At 71.9% G+C, this 17,976-nt stretch carries 15 protein-coding genes; 7 read left to right on the top strand and 8 right to left on the bottom strand.

Annotation, left to right across the window (positions count from 1 at the left end):
• The 3 genes from QM638_RS08615 to QM638_RS08605 all read right to left on the bottom strand — a co-directional run bounded on the left by QM638_RS08615 (position 1) and on the right by QM638_RS08605 (position 5,144).
• Complete coding sequence (locus QM638_RS08615; protein ID WP_415141548.1) at positions 1-1,575, bottom strand: Re/Si-specific NAD(P)(+) transhydrogenase subunit alpha; 1,575 nt, start codon at positions 1,573-1,575, stop codon at positions 1-3.
• Positions 1,576-1,782: 207 nt separating this feature from the next.
• Positions 1,783-3,036 carry a glycosyltransferase gene (locus tag QM638_RS08610; protein ID WP_415141547.1) on the bottom strand — a complete coding sequence of 418 codons (1,254 nt, stop codon included), beginning with the start codon at positions 3,034-3,036 and terminating at the stop codon, positions 1,783-1,785.
• Positions 3,033-5,144, bottom strand: a complete 2,112-nt coding sequence (locus tag QM638_RS08605) for a glycosyltransferase family 39 protein (RefSeq protein WP_415141546.1) — start codon at positions 5,142-5,144, stop codon at positions 3,033-3,035. Before QM638_RS08605 ends, QM638_RS08610 begins: the two co-directional genes overlap by 4 nt.
• A gap of 186 nt (positions 5,145-5,330) precedes the next feature.
• Here QM638_RS08605 and QM638_RS08600 point away from each other — a divergent pair, with 186 nt between their 5' ends.
• Together QM638_RS08600 and QM638_RS08595 are read left to right on the top strand one after the other, a co-directional pair.
• A complete protein-coding gene (locus QM638_RS08600; RefSeq protein ID WP_415141545.1) occupies positions 5,331-6,197 on the top strand; it encodes a sigma factor in 867 nt (288 codons plus the stop codon).
• A 121-nt stretch (positions 6,198-6,318) separates the two neighbouring features.
• The gene (locus QM638_RS08595) at positions 6,319-6,546 is read left to right on the top strand and encodes a hypothetical protein (RefSeq protein ID WP_415141544.1); all 228 of its coding nucleotides are present in this window, start codon (positions 6,319-6,321) and stop codon (positions 6,544-6,546) included.
• Positions 6,547-6,591: 45 nt separating this feature from the next.
• Here QM638_RS08595 and QM638_RS08590 read toward each other — a convergent pair whose 3' ends face one another.
• Positions 6,592-7,503, bottom strand: coding sequence for a LysR substrate-binding domain-containing protein (locus QM638_RS08590; protein ID WP_415141543.1), 912 nt, complete (start codon positions 7,501-7,503; stop codon positions 6,592-6,594).
• A gap of 180 nt (positions 7,504-7,683) precedes the next feature.
• Between QM638_RS08590 and QM638_RS08585 the strand changes: the two genes are divergently transcribed.
• A complete protein-coding gene (locus QM638_RS08585) occupies positions 7,684-9,027 on the top strand; it encodes an FAD-dependent oxidoreductase (RefSeq protein ID WP_415141542.1) in 1,344 nt (447 codons plus the stop codon).
• On the opposite strand, the gene QM638_RS08580 is transcribed toward QM638_RS08585, so the two are convergent.
• On the bottom strand, positions 8,981-9,880 hold the full coding sequence (locus QM638_RS08580; protein WP_415141541.1) for a phosphatase PAP2 family protein: 900 nt from the start codon (positions 9,878-9,880) through the stop codon (positions 8,981-8,983). The two genes, QM638_RS08585 and QM638_RS08580, sit on opposite strands and share 47 nt — an antisense overlap.
• A 226-nt stretch (positions 9,881-10,106) precedes the next feature.
• Between QM638_RS08580 and QM638_RS08575 the strand changes: the two genes are divergently transcribed.
• Positions 10,107-10,631 (top strand): Dps family protein, encoded by a 525-nt coding sequence (locus QM638_RS08575; RefSeq protein WP_415141540.1) that lies wholly within the window; start codon positions 10,107-10,109, stop codon positions 10,629-10,631.
• Between the two features lie 57 nt (positions 10,632-10,688).
• Here the strand turns inward: QM638_RS08575 and QM638_RS08570 are convergent, their stop codons facing one another.
• Positions 10,689-12,413 carry an amidase gene (locus QM638_RS08570; protein ID WP_415141539.1) on the bottom strand — a complete coding sequence of 575 codons (1,725 nt, stop codon included), beginning with the start codon at positions 12,411-12,413 and terminating at the stop codon, positions 10,689-10,691.
• A complete protein-coding gene (locus QM638_RS08565; protein WP_415141538.1) occupies positions 12,410-13,444 on the bottom strand; it encodes an agmatine deiminase family protein in 1,035 nt (344 codons plus the stop codon). Before QM638_RS08565 ends, QM638_RS08570 begins: the two co-directional genes overlap by 4 nt.
• Positions 13,445-13,564: 120 nt before the next feature.
• Here QM638_RS08565 and QM638_RS08560 point away from each other — a divergent pair, with 120 nt between their 5' ends.
• Positions 13,565-14,224 (top strand): TetR/AcrR family transcriptional regulator, encoded by a 660-nt coding sequence (locus tag QM638_RS08560; protein ID WP_415141537.1) that lies wholly within the window; start codon positions 13,565-13,567, stop codon positions 14,222-14,224.
• Between the two features lie 76 nt (positions 14,225-14,300).
• On the top strand, positions 14,301-14,822 hold the full coding sequence (locus QM638_RS08555; RefSeq protein WP_415141536.1) for a sigma-70 family RNA polymerase sigma factor: 522 nt from the start codon (positions 14,301-14,303) through the stop codon (positions 14,820-14,822).
• Here the strand turns inward: QM638_RS08555 and QM638_RS08550 are convergent, their stop codons facing one another.
• A complete protein-coding gene (locus QM638_RS08550) occupies positions 14,823-15,488 on the bottom strand; it encodes a YcnI family protein (protein ID WP_415141535.1) in 666 nt (221 codons plus the stop codon).
• Between QM638_RS08550 and QM638_RS08545 the strand changes: the two genes are divergently transcribed.
• On the top strand, positions 15,396-17,897 hold the full coding sequence (locus QM638_RS08545) for a copper resistance protein CopC (protein ID WP_415141534.1): 2,502 nt from the start codon (positions 15,396-15,398) through the stop codon (positions 17,895-17,897). The genes QM638_RS08550 and QM638_RS08545 overlap by 93 nt on opposite strands.
• Positions 17,898-17,976: the final 79 nt, after the last annotated feature.

The following is a 17,976-nucleotide window of genomic DNA, read 5'->3' as shown; positions in this document are numbered from 1 at the left end:
TCAGTTCCCCTTGCTGAACATGGCGAGCATGCGGCGCGTCACCGCGAAGCCACCGAAGATGTTGATCGAGGCAAGCAGGAGGGCGATCCCGGCCAGCACCTGGATCGCGGTGTTGTCGATGCCGACCTGGATCAGCGCTCCGACCACGATCACCCCCGAGATCGCGTTGGTCACGCTCATCAGCGGGGTGTGCAGCGCATGGGCGACCTTCCCGATCACGTAGAAGCCGATCACGATCGCCAGGGTCAGCACGGTGAAGTGCTGCGGGATCGGATCCGGCGCGGTGGCGAGGACGAAGAAGAAGACCAGCAGACCCAGCGCCATCAGGCCGAGCTTGGCGACCGGCGACATGGTCCTCGTGGTCTCGATGCGCTCGCCGGCGCTCCCCCGACCACCCGAACCATCGGAGCCGGCGGAACCGGCGGTCGGCGCGGGTGCGGCGCTCACCTGCACGGCCGGCGGCGGCCACAGCTTCTGCCCGTCGCGGACCACCGTGATCCCGCGCTGGACCACGTCGTCCAGGTCGAGCACCACCTGGCCGTCCTTGCCTGGGGTGAGCAGCTTCATCAGATTGACCAGGTTGGTGCCGTACAGCTGGGAGGCCTGGGTGGGCAGCCGGGCAGCCAGGTCGGTGTAGCCCAGGATCGTCACCCCGTTCTCGGTCACGATCCGCTCATCGGGCACCGAGCCCTCCACGTTGCCGCCCTGCGCCGCGGCCATGTCCACGATCACCGAACCCGGCCTCATCGCCGCCACGTCCGCCGCGGTGATCAACCGCGGCGCCGGCCGGCCCGGGATCAGGGCGGTGGTGATGATGATGTCCACGTCGGCCGCCTGGTCGGCGTAGAGCCGGGCCGCGGCGGCGTCGTAGGCCTCACTGGTCGCCTTGGCGTAGCCGTCGGAGGAGACCTGCTGCTCCTCGGCCGGTACGACGACCGGCAGGTACTCCCCGCCCAGCGAGGCCACCTGGTCGGCCACCTCCGGCCGCGGATCGGTGGCCCGCACGATCGCCCCCAACGACGAGGCGGCACCGATCGCCGCCAGGCCCGCCACCCCGGCGCCGGCCACCAACACCTTGGCCGGCGGCACCTTCCCGGCCGCGGTCACCTGGCCGGTGAAGAACCGGCCGAACTCGTGCGCCGACTCCACCACCGCGCGATACCCGGCGATGTTCGCCATCGACGACAGCACGTCCAACGACTGTGCCCGACTGATCCGCGGCACCGCGTCCATCGCCAGGGCGGTGATCGGCCGCGCCGCGAGGGCGTCGACCAGATCGGGGCTCAGCCCCGGCGCCAACAGCGAGACCAGGATCGCCCCCTGTCTCAGCTGGCCGATCTCACCGGTCGTGGGCGCGTTGACCCGGAACACCACGTCCCCGCCCCACGCATCGGCCGCCGTACCGATCGCGGCGCCGGCCTCCGCGTAGGCCTCGTCGGCGAAGCTCGACCGCTCACCCGCGCCGGCCTCCACCACCACCTCGTACCCCAGTCCGATCAGCTGGGCGACGGTGGCCGGGGTCGCCGCCACCCGCGTCTCGCCAGGCTTCGACTCGCGTGTGACACCGATCAGCATCGTGAGGCTCCCACGGTAGGCGACAGGATCTCGGCCTCCGGGCCGGACGCCGAACTGCTCCCCGCGCGAGCGGGGAGCAGTTCGCACCTTGCCAGTGACCTGCGTCTCTTGGGTAGGCCTGTCGGCCGATTTCGGTCCGTGAGATAGATCGCGTCCCTCACCCCGGCGATCCGCCACCCGCTCCGGCGCGGGTGGCGGGACCTCGGGTCAGACGTGCGCTCGACGGCCCATCGTGTGGCGCAGCACGACGAACCTGAGCAGGGTCGCCACCGCGTTGGCCAGCACCAGCACGACGAGCTCGGTGAACGCCGCCGGATGGGGCTCACTGGCGTGCAGCAGCGCCAGTGAGCCACTGGTCAGCAGCAGCCCGAGGCCGAACGCGCTCAACCCGGCCAGATGATGGCGGACCATGCCGACCCGGCTGGTGATGCCGAACGTCACCCGCCGGTTGACGGCGGTGTTGGCGACGGCCGTCAGCAGGAGCGCGATCAGGTTGGCGCTCTGCGCTCCGAACGGCGCCCGCAGCAGGAGGTAGAGCAGCAGGTAGGCGAGCGTGCTCATCACGCCGACCGCCGCGAACCTGGCCAGCTGGGTGGGCAGCGACGGGTCCGGGGTGGCCTGCCGCCGTACGCCGGAGAGCTCGGCCACCCCGGCGACGCTGATCCGCCCGGAGCCGAGTCCCCGCGCCAGCCGGCCGATCCCGCGCAGGTCCTCGCGGACCGTGGCCGAGATGTCGACCCGTGAGTCCGGGTCGTCGACCCAGTCGACCGGCACCTCGTGGATCCGCAGGCCCGCCTCCTCGGCGAGCACCAGCAGCTCGGTGTCGAAGAACCAGTTGTTGTCCTCGACCAGCGGCAACAGCCGCTCGGCCACGTCGCGACGTACCGCCTTGAAGCCACACTGGGCGTCGCTGAAGCTGGCCGAGAGCACCCCGCGCAACAACAGGTTGTAGCAGCGCGAGATGACATCCCGCTTCGGTCCGCGGACGATCCGGCTGCTGCGCGCCAGTCGCGTCCCGATGGCCAGGTCGGAGTGGCCCGAGAGCAGTGGCGCGATCAGCGGCGCCACCGCGCGCAGGTCGGTGGACAGGTCGACGTCCATGTAGCCGACCACCGCCGCCGTCGAGTTCGACCAGGCCGCCTTGAGCGCCCGGCCGCGACCCTTCTCCTCCAGCCGCAGCGTCCGGACGTTGGCCAGCTGGTCGGCCAGCCGGGCGGCGATCAACGGGGTGCCGTCGGTGCTGGCGTTGTCGGCGATGGTGATCTGGTACCGGTAGGGCAGCTCGGTGCTCAGGTACTCGTCGAGTCGCCGGATCGAGGCGTCGAGCTCGCGCTCCTCGTTGTACACCGGGACCACGAAGTCCACGGCCAGGTCGACGGCGGGATCGAAGGCGAGTACGTCGACCGGATACTCCCCCCTCATCGGCCGGCTCACCGGTCCGCTCATCGGTGCGGCGCTCATGACGTCGACCCGCTGTCGGAGGACGAGGTCAGGTCGTAGACGGTGGTGCCGCCGATCGTGGTGGAGGTGAAGTTCTCCTCCACCCACGACTGGATCTGCGAGGCGTCGGAGTCGGAGGAGCTCCCGCCGGCACCGCCGCCGCTGCCACTGTCGATGTAGTAGTGGATCTTGCCGCTCTCGACGTACTCCTTGAACTGCGCCAGGGAGATCGAGTTCGAGGTGCCGTTGAAGCCGCCGATCGACATCACCGACTCGCCGGTGGCGAGCTCGTAGCTGGCCGCGTTCTGGGAGCCGGTCACCGCGGCGACCCAGGTGTAGTCGCCGGCGTTCTCCTCCAACGCGGAGGTGAGCTCGTCGCTGACCGTGGAGCCGCCCAGCACGCTGCTGCCGCCGCCCGCTCCGCCGCCGTCACCCATACTCGGCATGCCGCCCTGGGTGGAGCTGGAGCTGCTGCCGGAGCTCGAGCTGGACGACCCGGAGCTCGATCCCGTCGAACCGCCCGGGAGACCCTGGGTGGATCCGTTGCTGCTCGACGAGCCGTTGCTGCTCGACGAACCGGAGTTGCCGTTGCTCGTGGACGGGGGCGTGCCGCCGCCAGGACCACCCTGGCCACCGCCACCGCCGCCACCACCACCACCGATGCCGCTGGAGTAGGGACCGGCGGTGACGATCGAGCCGGTGTGTGCGGTGGTGATGGTCTGCACCGTGTAGGAGAGCGGCCCGATGCCGACGCCGATCGCGGCCGCGGTCAGCAGCGCCGCCGCCTTCCGCTTGGTGAACTGGTCGGCGAAGACGAACCCACCGGTGGCGACCAGACCGATCAGCAGCACCGGCCAGCGCAGCGCGTCGTACGGCTGCTCGCCGGACTGGCCGAGCAGGACGACCGCCCACACCGTGCTGGCGGCCATCGCCGCGGCCAGCACCAGCCGGGCGAGCAGGTCCTCACGGCGACGCCACAGCACCACCGTGCCGAGTACGGCGGTCGCGGCGATCCACGGGGCCAACGCGACGGTGTAGTAGTCGTGGTAGATGCCCTCCATGAAGGAGAAGACCAGGCCGGTGACGATCATCGCGCCGCCGGTCATGATCAGCGCGGCCCGAGTCAGGTCGGTGCGCGGCGCCTTGCGCAGCGCGATCAGGCCGGCCACGAAGACGATCAGTGCCGCCGGGAGCAGCCAGGCGACCATGCCGCCGGAGACGCCCTGGAACAGGCGGAGGAAGCCGACGCCACTGGAGAACCCGGCATTGCCCAGGCCACCGGTCTCGTCGCCGGTGAGCCGGCCGAGGCCGTTGTAGCCGAAGACCAGCTCGAGGATCGAGTCGTTGGTCGAGCCGTCGACGTAGGGCCGCCACGAGTCCGGCACCAGCTCGACGATCGCGATCCACCAGCCGGCGCTGGCGACGACGGCGCCGCCGGCGGCGACCAGGTGGAGCAGCTTCTTGCGCACGGTGGTGGGCGCGGCGATCAGGTAGATCAGGGCGAACGCGGGCAGGACGAGGAACGCCTGCAGCATCTTGGTCAGGAAGCCGAACCCGATCAGGACGCCGGCCAGGATCAGCCACTTGGGCTTGGCCGACTCGGTGGCACGCAGGGTGCAGTAGCCACCGGCGACCATCAGCAGGAGCAGCAGTGCGTCCGGGTTGTCGAAGCGGAACATCAGCGCCGCCGCCGGGGTCAGCGCGGTGAACGCGCCGGCGGCGATGCCGGCCTGCCACGGCGCGACCCGCTTGACCAGCTTGTAGGTCAGCCAGACGGTCGCGACGCCCATCAGCGCCTCGGGCACCAGGATGCTCCACGAGCTCAGCCCGAAGATCCGCACCGAGAGCCCCATGATCCACAGCGCGGCCGGCGGCTTGTCCACCGTGATGGCGTTGCCGGCGTCGAGCGCCCCGAAGAACCACGCCTTCCAACTCTGTGAGCCGGCCTGGGCGGCGGCCGCATAGAACTGGTTGGCATAGCCGGACTCCGAGAGCGTCCACAGGTAGGCGACCGCGGTGGCGGCCAACAGGACGATCAGGGACACCCGCTCGGGTCGCAGGCGTCGTCTACGGGCAGTCGTCGCGACCGGTGGGGTCTGGGTCGCGGGCGGTGAGATGAGTGCCGTCATGACCACCACCGTGGGTCGATGCCCTGTGGCCGACGTTCGGTGATCCTGTGTGGCGGCTGGGAGCCGGCTCCCACCGGTCAGGCCGGCCCGAGGGATCGGTCACATCCGGTCGTCGGCGGTCGTCGACAGGGTCGACGGCGCCGATGGCACCGACACGACGGCGGGTGCGGATGGAAGGGTGGAGTCATGGACCGGACATCGGGTTTCGAGGCCGAACGACCGCGGCTGCAACGGCTGGCCGGCGGCCTGCTCGGCGATCACGCCGAGGCCGAGGACGTGGTGCAGCAGGCCTGGCTGCGGCTGGACCGCACCGACGCGGACATCGACAACCTGGCGGCCTGGCTGACCACCGTCACGACACGGCTCTGCCTGGACCGACTCAAGGCGCGGACGCCGGTCCCGGCCGAGGACCTCGGCGACCTCGGCGAGACCGGGGTGGCGGTGGGCTCCGGCCCGCCGCCGAGCGACCCGGCCGACGACGTCGCCCTCGCCGACACCGTCGGGGTCGCGTTGAACGTGGTGCTCCACCGTCTCTCCCCGTCCGAACGGGTCGCGTTCGTGCTGCACGACAGCTTCGGCTTCGAGTTCGCCACCATCGCCGGCGTCCTGGACACCACGCCCACCGCCGCCCGCAAGCTCGCCTCCCGGGCCCGGGCCAAGGTCGCCCAGCCGAAGGCCGAGGATGCGCTGGCCGACTGGGAGGTCGTGGACGCCTTCATGGCCGCCGCCCGCGAGGGCGAGTTCACCCGGCTGCTGGAGCTGCTCGCGCCGGACGCCGTGGTACGGGCCGACGAGGCCGCCGTCCAGGCCGGGACGCCGGCGCGTATCGACGGGCGTGGAGAGGTGGCGGCGTTCTTCAACGGCAGCGCACGGGCGGCGCTGCCGGCCTACGTCGAGGGCCGGCCGGGGGCAGCCTGGTTCCACCGCGGCCGGGTGCGGGTCGCCTTCGACTTCGCCGTCGTGGACGGCCTGGTCCAGCAGATCACCTTCCGCGCCGAGCGCGAGCTCCTGGACAGCGTCGTACGTCGCCACGGCGCCGAGGCCCGGGGCTGATCCGAGATCCCGAGATGTCCCGAGAGGCACGCCGCATCCGGTCACATCGTCGGCCTCGCGATCGTCGGCACCATGCAGTGGCACCTCGACCGCTCAGAAGGGAACCGGAACGATGAAGACGATGACCTGCCGAGACCTCGGCGGCCCCTGTGACCTGCCGCACCACGGCGACACCGCCGATGACGTGATCAAGGCCCAGGACCAGCACCTCAAGGACGCGGAGCAGGCGGGCGATGCCAGCCACTTCGAGGCACGCAAGGAGATGAAGGCTCGCTGGCGCCACCCGAAGAGGTCGTTGGGGTGGTATCGCGACGTCAAGCAGACCTTCGCGGACCTGCCGGAGGGCTGAGACCGCGAGCCGAGAGCCGGGACGGGCCGACCGACGGCGCCGGCCTCACCCGGTCCGGCGGCTCGCGATGGCGAGCAGGTCCCGCGCCGGCCCCGGCGGCAGTGCGGCGCCACCCGCCCAGACCGCGGTGAAGGCGCGGCGCAGGTCGAGCCCGCGGACCTCCAACCGGACGAGTACGCCGACCTCGACGTCTCGCTCCACCGCGCGCAGGCTCAGGAACGCGGGCGCACTCCCCGCCCGGACCGCGGCCCGGACCGCCGTGTTGGTGGTCAGCTCCGCCTCGGGCTCGGCGGGGGCGGTGTCCGCCAGGGCGCGCTGCAGCGCCCGCTCGACCACCAGCCGGGTGCCGGAGCCGGGCTCGCGACTGGTGAGCGCGCGACCGGCGAGCTGCCGCGGGGTCAGCATCCGGCGCCGTACCCACGGATCGTCGGGCGCGGCGACCAGGACCAGCTCGTCATGGCCCACCACCCGGGTGCGCAGCCCGGAGACGTCGGCCGGGCCCTCGATGAAGCCGAGGTCGGCGCGGCCCTCACGTACGGCCGCCAGCACCGCCTCGGAGTTGGTCGCCTGCATGCTCACCGTGACCGTCGGCGAGGCGCGGCGCAGCTCGACCAGCCAGCCCGGCAGCAGGTACTCGGCGGTGGTCATCGAGGCATGGACGTGCAGCTGGGTGCGATGCGCGCGACGGAGGGTGGTCAGCGCGGTCTCGATCTCGTCGCCGCGGCGCAGCAGATCCGCGCTCCACTCCACCAGCAGCCGTCCCTCGGCGGTCAGCATCGCCCCGCGGGCGGAACGCTGGACCAGGACCAGGCCGGTCTGCGCCTCCATCGACCGCAGCCGCTCGGAGGCGGACTGCTGGGAGATCCCGGCGGCGCGCCCGGCGGCGCCGATGCTGCCCAGCCGGGCGACATCGGCGAGCAGCCGCAGCGAGGCCAGCTCGGGAAGGCTCACACTCACCGGGCCAGTCTAGGGCCGGCCACAGGGACAGCCTGTGAGAGCACAGCGAGCTTCCCCTACTCGGGAATTGTCTTGACGTGGAGAATTGTTGGGGGTCTCGAACCTCGATCCCTCGATCCATCCGTTGAACCAGCGAGTTAGGCTTGCCTTACTTGTAAGCCTCAGGAAGGTCTCCTCCCCATGCGCTCCATCCGCGTTGCCGTGATCGGCGCCGGCCCGGCCGGCATCTACGCCGCCGACATCCTGACCAAAGAGCATCCCGGCGCCCGGGTCGACGTGATCGACCGCCTCCCGGCGCCGTACGGTCTGGTGCGGTACGGCGTCGCGCCGGACCACCCGCGGATCAAGGAGATCATCAAGGCACTCAAGCGAGTGCTCACCCGCGAGGAGATCCGCTTCCTCGGCAACGTCGACTTCGGCACCGACCTGAAGCTCTCCGACCTGCACGAGTACTACGACGCGGTGGTCTTCGCCACCGGTGCGATGGCCGATCGCGACCTCGACATCCCCGGCATCGAGCTGACCGGCAGCCACGGCGCGGCCGACTTCGTCTCCTGGTACGCCGGTCATCCCGACGTACCGGCCGAGTGGCCCCTCGAGGCCGAGTCGGTCGCTGTCGTCGGCGCCGGGAACGTCGCCCTCGACGTCGCCCGGATGCTCGCCAAGCCGGCCGACGAGCAGCTCGTCACCGAGATCGCCGACAACGTCTACCAGGGCCTGAAGCTGAACAAGGCCAAGGACGTGCACGTCTTCGCCCGCCGCGGTCCCGCCCAGATCAAGTTCTCCCCGATGGAGCTGCGCGAGCTCTCGCACAGCCCGAGTGTGGACGTGATCGTGCACCCCGAGGGCTTCGAGATCGACGACGCCGGCCAGAAGGCGATCTCCTCCAACAAGGGCACCCGGCTGGTGGTTGACACCCTGCTGAAGTACCTGGAGACCGAGCCGACCGGCGCGCCGCACCGGATCCACATCCACATGTGTCAGGCGCCGACCGAGCTGCTCGGCGAGGACGGACGCGTCACCGCCATCCGCACCGAGACCCAGGAGCTGATCGGCGACGGGCGCGCCCGCGGCACCGGAGAGTTCACCGACACCCCGGTGCAGGCGGTCTACCGCGCCGTCGGATACCTGTCGACCGCGCTGCCCGACGTGCCTTTCGACGAGGGCAGCGGCGTGATCCCCAACGAGGGCGGCCGGGTGCTGGACCTGGACGGCGAGAACGTGCGCGGCACCTACGTGACCGGCTGGATCAAGCGGGGCCCGGTCGGGCTCATCGGCCACACCAAGTCCGACGCCAAGGAGACCATCGACAACCTCCTCGCCGACCTGGACCAGCTGAGGGCACCGGCCCACAGCGAGGACAACGCGATCCTGGACCACCTCACCGCCCGCGGCGTGCAGTTCACCACCGTCGAGGGCTGGGAGAAGCTGGACGCCCACGAGATCGCGCTGGGCGAGGCGGCCGGGCGCGACCGGATCAAGGTCGTCCCGCGCGAGGAGATGGTGCGGGTCTCCCGCTCCTGATCCCACCCGCAGCGGCCGAGTCGGTCGCTGGAACCGCCGAGTCGGTCGTTGTCGCGGCCGAGTCGGTCGTTCTGACAGCCGAATCGGGCAACTGGACGGTCACAGCGGCAGACTCGACGGAAACAACGGCAGACTCGGCCGGTATAACGGCGGACTCGGCGGGGTGACGGCGGTGGCGCAGCCGGCCGATCTCGATCGCGACCGCCCAGCCCACCAGGGCCACCAGCCATCCGACGAGCACGTCGAGCGTCCAGTGGTTGGCGGTGCCGACGACTACCACGGCGGTGGCCGCGGCGTAGGCCCAGCCCAGCGCACGGGCGAGTCGGTTGCGGGTCGCGGTCATCACCGCGATGGCGACCCAGAGCGACCACCCGGCGTGCAGCGACGGGAAGGCCGCCAGCTCGTTGGTCAGGCCGCCCAGTCCCTTGGGCGCGGAAGCGTCCGCGCCCCACCAGCCGACGCTGGCGTGCTGGCTGAGTACGTCGACGAACCCGCCGAGCATCCGCGGCGGCGCCGTGGGCAGCAGCAGGTAGAAGCCGAGTCCGACCACGGTGGCGGCGGCCAGCGCACGACGCGCCGGCAGGTAGACCTCCCGGCCACGGGTGTAGAGCCAGACCAGGACCGCCGCGGTCACCACGTAGTGCGCCGAGCTGTACCAGAAGCTGGCGATCACGCCGATGGTGTCGTGCGCCGCGAACCACACGTTCGTGGCGTGCTCCCAGGCCAGGCCCGCGCCGCTCTCGAGGTGCAGCAGCTCCCGCGCCCGGCCGAGCGCCGCGGACACGTCGCTGTTGGCGAGCAGCCGGGACCCGGTGTAGAGCAGATACAGGCCCGCGACCAGCGCGAGTTCCACCAGGCCGGCACGGAGCCTGCGTGCCGGACCCTGTGACGCCACCTTCGAGTCAGAGCTCAAAACGGACATAACCTCCACAACCAGCCTATCGAGATCCCTATTCCCGATGCGGAGAAGACTCCTCCACTCTATGAGCCACGGGCGCGCTCCCTGATACCGGATCGCCGTTTCTTAGGTAAGGCTGGCTTGTCTGGAATGATTCAAAAAAAGGTGCCAGAGTGGGGTCATGACCACTTCCACCTCCTCCGCCGTCCACACCTCCCACCCCGCGTTCATCCCCAGCCAGCAGTTCGCCGCCAACACCCAGCAGCTGCTCGTCGACCTGACCGATCTCCACCTCCAGGGCAAGCAGGCGCACTGGAACGTCGTCGGCAAGAACTTCCGCGACCTGCACCTGCAGCTCGACGAGATCGTCGACTCGGCCCGGGACTTCACCGACGAGCTCGCCGAGCGGATGCGCGCGCTCTACATCACCCCCGACGCCCGCTCGGCGACCGTGGCCGAGGACACCTCGCTCGCGCCGTTCCCGGCCACCGAGGTCGACACCGCCACCACCGTCGACCTGATCGTCGCCGCGCTCTACACCGTCGCCAAGACCGCCCGTGACATCCACGACGCGGTCGACGCCGAGGACCCGACGACGGCCGACCTGCTGCACGAGATCATCACCCGGCTCGAGCAGCTCGCCTGGATGGTCGACGCCGAGAACAGGGTCGCCAACCAGAGCCGGCCGGCGCAGCTCAACGTCTGAGTCCCGGCCCACGGCCGGACGGCCGGGCCGGGTCCTGCTACAACGAGCCGGGTCCCGCTACAACGCGGGCGTGCGCGGCGGCACCGTCCGCCGGTCGCCGGTGCGCTCGAAGGCCGCCGCCAGTCGGAGCAGCGAGACATCGCTGTACGGCGTGCCGGCGAAGGTGAGCCCGACCGGCATCCCGGTGTCGGCCATCGTGCCCATCGGCACCGTCACCGTCGGGATGCCGAAGTGGCGGATCGCGAGATTCCCGTTGGCCACCCAGGTGCCGTTCCGCCAGCCGGCGTCGGCCGCCGCCTCGTCGACGTCCATGTCGGCGCGGCCGATGTCGGCCACGGCGGGGAAGACCACCGCGTCCAGCCGGTGACCCGCCAGCCAGTCGTCGAAGTCCCGGCGTCGGGTCTCCTCCAGGCCGGCGATGCCCTCGGCGAGTGCCGGGATCTCGGTGAAGCTCACCCGGGGATGCTCGGCGACGATCCGCGGGAACCGAGCGATGTCGTCCTCGAACCCGTCGTAGCGATCCGGGAGCGCTCCGGGCGGGGCCGGGAAGATCCGGGCGCCGTCGACCTGGGTCAACGTGCTCAGCGCCGGGTCGGCGTTGGCAGCCAGGAAGTCCTCCCAGGACCAGGCCGCGAGGTCGTTCAACTCGGCCCGCAGATACTCCGGGCTCACCAGGCCACGGGTGTCGATCGCGGGCGCTCCCCGACGGTCGGCCTCGTAGTTGGAGACGATCGGGAAGTCCACCTCCACGACCGTCGCGCCGGCCTCCTCGAGGTCGTGCCGGGCCGCCCGCCACAGCTCGACGATCGAGGCCCGGGTCTCGATCCGTCGGCCGGTCGGACCACCGATCCCGCCCGGCCGGCCGGTCCCGGCGTCGGGATCGGCGTTGAGGTACATCCGCGGCACGCCGAGACGCCTGCCGCGCAGTGTCGACCTGGCCTGCTCCGGGGTGCCCGGGCGCAGGTCCGGATAGCTCGCCGGACGCAGGTCGCGCACCGGCGGGATCTCCAGCCAGGGCTGGCAGCGCCAGAAGTCTCCACGGACGATGGGATCCTCGGCGACGATGACGTCGAGCACCGCGAGCAGGTCCGCCATGGTGCGGGTGTGCGGCACCACCACGTCCATGGTGGGCACCAGCGGCCAGTTCCCCCGCATCGAGATGACCCCCCTGCTGGGGGTGTAGGCGCACAGTGCGTTGTACGACGCCGGCGCGCGCCCGCTCGACCACGTCTCCTCACCGAGCCCGAAGGCGCACAGCGACGCGGCGGTCGCCGTTCCCGAGCCGTTGGAGGAGCCGGAGGCGAACGCCGAGGTCAGCCAGTCGGCACGGTAGGGGCTCTCCGCGCGACCGTAGGCGCCGCGCTGCATGCCGCCGTTGGCCATCGGTGGCATGTTGGTCAGCCCGATGAGGACCGCGCCGGCCGCCCGGAGCCGTTCGATGGTGAAGGCGTCCCGCTGGGCGACCAGGGTGGTGAACGCGGGTGAGCCCGCGGCGGCGGTGAGCCCGCGGGCCAGATAGCTGTCCTTCGCCGAGTACGGGATCCCGTCCAGCGGACCGCGTGCCTGCCCGCGGGCCCGCCGGGCGTCGGAGGCCTCGGCATCGGCGCGCGCGTCCGGGTTCATCACGACGTAGGCGTTGAGCGCCGTCTCGCTGCCCGGTACGTCGTAGGCGCGGATGCGGCGCAGGTAGGCCTCGAGCAGCTCGACGGCGCTCACCCGGCCGGCCGCGAGTGCCTCGGCGAGCTGGTCGAGGCCGGCCTCGGTGACCTCGAGGCGTGTCACCGCCGCACCCTCGGCTGTTGCTGCGTGATGCAGTGGATGCCACCACCGGCCGCGAAGATCGGCCGGGCGTCGAGGGTGATCACCCGGCGCCCCGGGTACGCCGCCTCGAGGATCTCGCGCGCCCGCGCGTCCGCCTCGGGCTCGCCGAAGCCGCACGCGATCACGCCGCCGTTCACGACGAGGTGGTTGACGTAGCTGTAGTCCACGAAACCGTCCTCGTCGCGCAGCGTCGCCGGCGCCGGCAGCTCGGTGATCCGGAAGGGTCGTCCGGCCGCGTCCCGCGCCTCGGCGAGCAGCTCGCGCAGCTCACCGGTGACGGCATGGTCGGGATGCTCCGGATCGGTCTGGCTGTGCAGCAGCAGCTCGCCGGGGGCGGTCAGGGTCGCGACGATGTCGACGTGACCGCTGGTGCCGAGGTCCTGGTAGTCCCGGGTGAGGCCACGAGGGAGCCAGACCACCGTGATCACGCCGAGGGTGCGGGCCAGCTCGGCCTCCACGCGGGCCTTGTCGGCGTACGGGTTGCGCCGCGGGTCGAGCTGCACGGTCTCGGTGACCAGGACGGTGCCGGCGCCGTCGACGTGGATCCCCCCACCCTCGTTGACCATCATCGAGCTGATCAGCGTCGCGCCCACCAGGTCGGCGATGAACCTGGCGTGCTGGTCGGCCTTCTCCCAGCGTGACCAGCCGTGTGCACCCCAGCCGTTGAAGGTCCAGTCGACGGCACCGAGCTCGCCGGGCCGGGAGTCGTCGACCACGAACGTCGGACCGTGGTCACGCAGCCAGGACTCGTCGACCGGCGTCTCGAAGATCTCGACGCCGCTGCTCAGCAGTCGACGGGCGCGGGCGCTCTCCGACGGATCGACCAGCATCGCCACCGGCTCGAAGTCGGTGATCGCATTGGCCACCGCGGCCCAGGCTCGGTAGGTCTGCTCGCGCTGCTCCTCGGTGTCACCCAGGGTCGGCCCCTGGCAGGGGAAGGCCATCCAGCTGCGTTCATGAGGATCGGTCTCGCTCGGCATCCGCCAGCCCATGGCGTTCGCTCCTTCGTGGTGAGTCCGGCGGCCGGGCGGTCGGGCGTTCCGGGCGCGGTTCTGTTGATCATATGATCAATAGAGTTGCAGGGTCGCACGCGGCCGACAAGGATGTCAATCGTGACCAGCGCCCGGACGTCGAGGAAGTCACCCAGCGAGCGGACCGCCGAGATCCACACCGCGGCGCGTCGGCTGGCACTCGAGTCGGGGCTCTCCGCGCTCACCCTGAGGTCGGTGGCGGCCGAGGCCGGCGTGACGCCGGCGCTCGTCGCGCACTACACCGAGACGATGGACGCCCTGGTCGCCGAGACATTCTCCTGGCTGACCGGCCAGGAGCTCGCCGAGGTGTCCGCCCGCGTGCTCGCACAGACCTCGGCCACACGCCGCCTGACCGCCCTCTGCTCGCTGCTGCTGGACGGCGAACGGAACGAGATCACCCTGATCTGGGTGGAGGGCTGGGCCCTGGGTCACCACAACCAGCAGCTCTCCGCGGCGGTCCGCGACCAGATGGAGCTCTGGCAGCGGCTGGTCGCGGCGGTGATCGAGGAGGGCGTCGCCAGCGGCGAGTTCCACACCCCCAGTCCGGCCCTGGCGGCGTGGCAGCTGATCGGGATGATCGACGGCCTGAACGCTCAGGCCCTGGTCGCCCACCCGGACGGGGGTCCGCGCGGGTCGCTGATCGGCAGTGCCGTCGAAGGCATGTTGCAGATGACACCGGGAGCGCTGACCGACCTCCGTAGCGCCGCGTCGGCGTACGCCGTGCGCGACGCCGACTCGTGAGCTGCGCGTCACCCGGACCGGTGCCGCGGGCGCCCGCCGGATGGCGAGCGGGCCGGGGTCACTAGGCTCGCCCCCCGTGGACGAGTGGACCCGGCTGGCGGTGGCGGCGCGTGAGACCGGATCCGACGCCGACCTGACCGCCTTCGTCCGGGCGACACAACGCGACGTGTGGCGACTGTGCGCCCACCTCGGCGACGCCGACCGCGCCGACGACCTGGCCCAGGAGGTCTACCTGCGCGCGTTGCGGGCGCTGCCCCGGTTCCGCGCGCAGGCACCGGCGCGGGCCTGGCTGGTCACCATCGTGCGCCGTACCGTGGCCGACGACATCGCCGCCCGGCAACGCCGGCGACGGCTGGAGCCGCCACCGCCCGAGCCCGAACCCGACCACCAGGGTCAGGTGGTGCTCGAGCAGCTGCTCGGGGCCCTCGATCCGGATCGGCGTACGGCGTTCGTGCTCACCGCCGTGCTGGGCTGGTCCTACGCCGACGCCGCCGAAGCCTGCGACTGTCCGGTCGGCACCATCCGCTCCCGGGTCGCCCGGGCCCGCGAGCAGCTCATCGAGCTGCTCGGGCCGGCCGCGACCGACCGCTCGGCCTGATCAGCCGCGGCGCCGGCCCAGACGCTGGCTGTTGACCAGCGCGGCGGCGCCAAGCGCGATGCCGACGATGGACAGGATCAGCGGCGCCTTCGAGTCCCCGGAGCCGTCCGAGTCAGCCGAGCCATCCGATGCCGTGGAGTCATCGTCGTCCACTGCGACGAGGGTCAGCGTCGGCGCCGGGTGCTCGAGCTCGACGTCGTCGGACTGACCGGCCGCAGGCGTCTCGATCCACCGCACCACCGATCCGTCCGAGTAGCTCTGCAACGCCTTGAACACCACCTCGCCGGAATCCGGCAGCGGGCCGAGCGAGATGTCGAACTCGTCGAACTGCCCCGGCTTGATCGCCGCCGCCGTGCTCCGCGCCGTCCAGGTGACCGCCGAGACGTCCTCACCGGATCTGGTCACCACCGCCCGCCAGCCCGGATGCGGCTTGAGGCTCACCGAGGCGAAGCCCGGGTCGGTCGGGAAGACCACCTTCAGCTTCGTGGTCGAGGCGGTGTCCGACTCCGTCGGCACCCGGAAGGTCAGCTTCGCGTATCCGCCGCCCGGCGCCTCGGACGGGTTGACGGTGACGTGTGCGGAGGCCGGACCCGCGATCAGCAGGACGGCGCCGGCGGCCGCGGCTCCCAGGCCGGCGCGCAGGGGAAGACGCTTCTTCGGATTCACACCCTCCAGGTCTGCGAGGAGACACGACTGGTTCCCGGGAACCACCTCACGTTTCCGACCGACCTGGCAGGAGTGAGGTGCGAGCAGATCCGCGAGGCCCTGTCGGCGGCGCATGACGGGGAGTCCCCGCCACTGGACCGGCGCACGATGACGCGCCATCTGGCCGAATGCCGCGAGTGCGCCGCCTTCGCGGCCTCCCTGCCCGGCCTGAGCGCCCTGCTGGACACGGCCCTCGAGGCCGCGCCACCGACTCCCGACCTGGCGGCGCAGGTGGTACGGCGCCCGGTCGAGCACCGTCTCGTCCGCAGACCCCGCGCGGAGCCGGTGTTGCGCGGCGCGGTGGCCCTGGCCGGCCTCGGCGAGCTCGTGACGACCGTCTGCCTCTTCGTCCACGCCGGTCACCACGAGGACCACGCGGCCAGCGAGGCGACCGCGCTGACCGTCGGGCTCTGCGTCGCCCTGCTCTACGCCGCCCTGCGACCGCGGCTCTCGCCCGGCTATCTGCCGGTGCTGGGCAGCGCGACCCTGCTGATGGTGCTCGCCTCCACGCACGACATCGCGGACGGCGAGATCTCGCTGCACCACGAGCTGGCACACATCGGCCTGGTGGTCGGGTTCGTGCTGCTGTGCCTGCTGGCGCTCACCCAGCCACCCGATCCCGGCGCCTTCCGGCTCGGGCCACGCCGGCGGGGCGCGGCGCGATCGCGACCGCGGCTGCGGGTGGTGCACCGGACGGCGCACGGGATGGCGCACGGGATGGCGCACGGTCTCGCGCACGCGACCCGCCGCATCGCGTCCGGAGCGCGAGGGGCGATCCGGACCCGGAGGCACCTGCCCGTGCGCGTCGTGGCCGGCACGCTGCTGGCCGCGGTGCTGATCCTGATCGGCGGCCCGGCCGGCGCTCACGCGGTGCTGGAGAGCAGCAGCCCGGCGCCGGACGCCGTGCTGCATGCCGCACCGAGCCAGGTCCTGCTCCGCTTCGACGAGCCGGTCGGCCTGCTCTCCACCTCGTTGCAGGTGATCGGGCCGGACGGCAGCGAGGTGCAGCAGGGCGAGGCCGCCCACCAGGGCGACGCGACCGACACCGTCGCGGTCCCGGTCGAGGCCACCGCCACCGGCACCTATCTGGTCTCCTACCGAGTGATCTCCGCCGACTCGCACCCGGTCTCCGGTGCCTACACGTTCTCGGTGGGCAAGGCCGGGGTCGTGCCCGCGGCGAGCCCCGAGAGCGGCGACCGACTCGTCGGGATCGCGCTCGGCGTCGCCCGTGGGCTCGGCTACGCCGGCGCGGCGCTGCTGCTCGGCGGTCTGGTCTTCCTGGCCTGGTGCCGCCCCGGTCGGCGACCGACCTCGGTCCACCGGCTGCTGCTGGCCGGCGCGGCGCTGCTGAGCGTGGGCGCGGCCGCGGCCTTCGGTCTCAAGGGACCCGACGACGCCGCCGTCGGGATCTCCCACACCGTCGACACCGACCTGTGGCGGGAGGTGATCGGGACGACGTACGGCGTGGCCACGCTGGTGCGGCTGGCGCTCGGCCTGCTCGCCCTGGTGCTGCTGGTGCGCCTGCGGCCCGACCCACCATCACGCGGCAGCATCACGGCCACGGCCGGACTGTTGGTCGCCGTACCGCTGACCTTCGCCTTCGCCGGGCACGCCAACGCCGGGCATCCGCGGTGGCTGACCCTGGCCTCGACCTGGGCGCACGTGACCGCGATGTCGGTGTGGCTGGGCGGGCTGGTGGCACTGTTCGCGCTGCTGCGCGATCGATCGGACGGCGTGCTGCCGGCGGCCCGCAGATACTCCGCGCTCGGACTCGCGGCGGTCACGACGCTCGTCGTCACCGGGATCTACCAGGCCTGGGATCAGGTCCGCTCGTGGGGAGCGCTGCAGCACACCGACTACGGCCGGGAGCTGCTGGTCAAGGTGATCCTGGTGGTGGCGGTGCTCACCGTCGCCGCATCCTCCCGCGCGGCGGTGTGGCGCCGACCCGACCCGGCCCGGCTGCGTCGCACCGTGGCGGTCGAGGCAGTCGGGCTGGCCGCGGTGATCGGGGTGACCAGCGCGCTGGTCGCCACCCAGCCCGCGGCCAGCGCCTACCGGCCCACGGTGCATCGGGAGCTGACCGTGATGGGCGACCGGGTCGCGATCACCGCCGAGCCCACCGCCGACCGCACCGTCGACCTGAGCGTCCAGGTCACCGACGGTGGTGCGCCGACCACGCCCAAGCAGCTGAGCCTGGCGCTCTACCGCGGCGGGCTCGGACCTCTCGCGGTCAAGCTCACCCGCGCCGGGACCGGGTCCTATGGCGGCACGGTGGCCGTGCCGGTGGCCGGGGAGTGGACGCTGCGGGTGAGCCTGCGCACCACCGCGGTCGACGAGGGCATCGCCGAGGTCGGCCTGCCGATCGAATAGCTCACCCGACAGCCCGCCAGACAGCTCGCCCGGAGCCGTCACCCGCGCCCCTCGTCCGCGCCACCGCCGGGGCCCAGCG

The organism is Nocardioides sp., assembly GCF_047606145.1.
Taxonomy (GTDB): Bacteria; Actinomycetota; Actinomycetes; order Propionibacteriales; family Nocardioidaceae; genus Nocardioides.
This window is presented reverse-complemented; position numbering and strand designations above follow the sequence as displayed.